This window comes from Heliobacterium chlorum, from assembly GCF_014502795.1.
In the GTDB taxonomy this organism is placed as follows: Bacteria; Bacillota; Desulfitobacteriia; order Heliobacteriales; family Heliobacteriaceae; genus Heliobacterium; species Heliobacterium chlorum.
The window spans coordinates 1-1232 of the sequence record NZ_JACVHF010000098.1 but is presented as its reverse complement, the minus strand read 5'-3'; the positions used below and the strand labels follow the sequence as shown (position 1 = coordinate 1232).

Sequence of the window (1232 nt, the reverse complement as noted above, 5' to 3'; positions counted from 1 at the left end):
ATGGATGACGAGAAGTCGCACGTTGGTATCACCCAAAGGTGTAGAGTTTATTCGGCAAGTCCTTCAAAAAAGAAAGGGGGTGGCTTGAACCTCTAAAAACTAACAAATCAATATGGAAGGATGGGCGGAATGCAGGAGGCTCAGCTTCTTTCTAAAGTGATTGACGAAAACGCCTTTACTGTGTTGGATCGTTTCAATGTTGACGGTACCGATTTTCCGACTCTGGGCGAGGTTTATCTGTTCATCCGAGAGTATGTTCGAGAAAACAAGGATACCCCGGACTATCGGACGGTCGTGGCTCAATTTGAGCAGTTCGACTACATCCCCGAGGTGCAGGATTCCTTCAAATATCTCTGTACCCGTCTCAAAGCGCAAACAGCCAAGCGACAAGCCTTTGAATTGCTGCAACATCAAGCGGCAAAGAAGTTTAGTGAGTTGACAGGGGACAAGTTTATTCAATGGCTCAAGGAAGAAACCCTACGTATTGAAGCCACCACGTTGGTTTGCTTTGACGTGGGCACTAATTTTGCCGTGAACGGGGAAGAGCGGAAGCAGTGGTATGACCAAGCGAAGGAACGCCGATCGCGATCCTATATCCCAACGCCGTACCCATCGCTAACCGAGGCATTGGGTGGGGGATTCGAGATTGGCGACTATATCTTGCTCATGGCCTTTACCAATCGGGGGAAGTCCTGGTTGGCTTCACACGTCGGGCTGTCGGCGTGGGAGAACCAGTTTGGGGTCCTGCATTATTCGCCAGAACTGTCTAAGCGACAACAAGCGTTACGCCTAGACACGCTGATGGGCAAGTTTGATAACGTAAAACTCCGCCGAGGGCTGTTGGAAAATGAATCACAGTATTTCTCGTATCTAAGCGCATTTTCTCCCGAAATGTCCTTATCTCCCTATGTGATAAAGACGATGGAAGATTTGCCGGACGGTTTATCCGTAGAGTCCATCGAAGCCGATCTACAAATGAATCCGAATGTAAAAATGGTCATCATCGATGGCTTTAATTTAATGAACCATGGTAAAGGCAAGATGCGGGATTCCATGTCCTACACATCGCGACGACTGCGCCAATTATTTGGGCGATATGAGGTGGCCGGATTGGTTGTGCACCAAACACCAGGGTCAGCTGAAAAAGAGAAACGGAAAACGGACGATGATGGTTACCGAATTGTAAAGCCGCCAAAACTGACCGATTACTCGGAGACGATAGCCGTTATCCA

General features: G+C 48.3%; 1 protein-coding gene. It reads left to right on the top strand.

Going from position 1 to position 1232, the window contains the following annotated elements; translation table 11 throughout:
• Window positions 1-129: 129 nt before the first annotated feature.
• Window positions 130-1232, top strand: a 1103-nt coding sequence (locus H1S01_RS22815; protein ID WP_188042163.1) for a DnaB-like helicase C-terminal domain-containing protein, incomplete at its 3' end; no start/stop codon positions are given.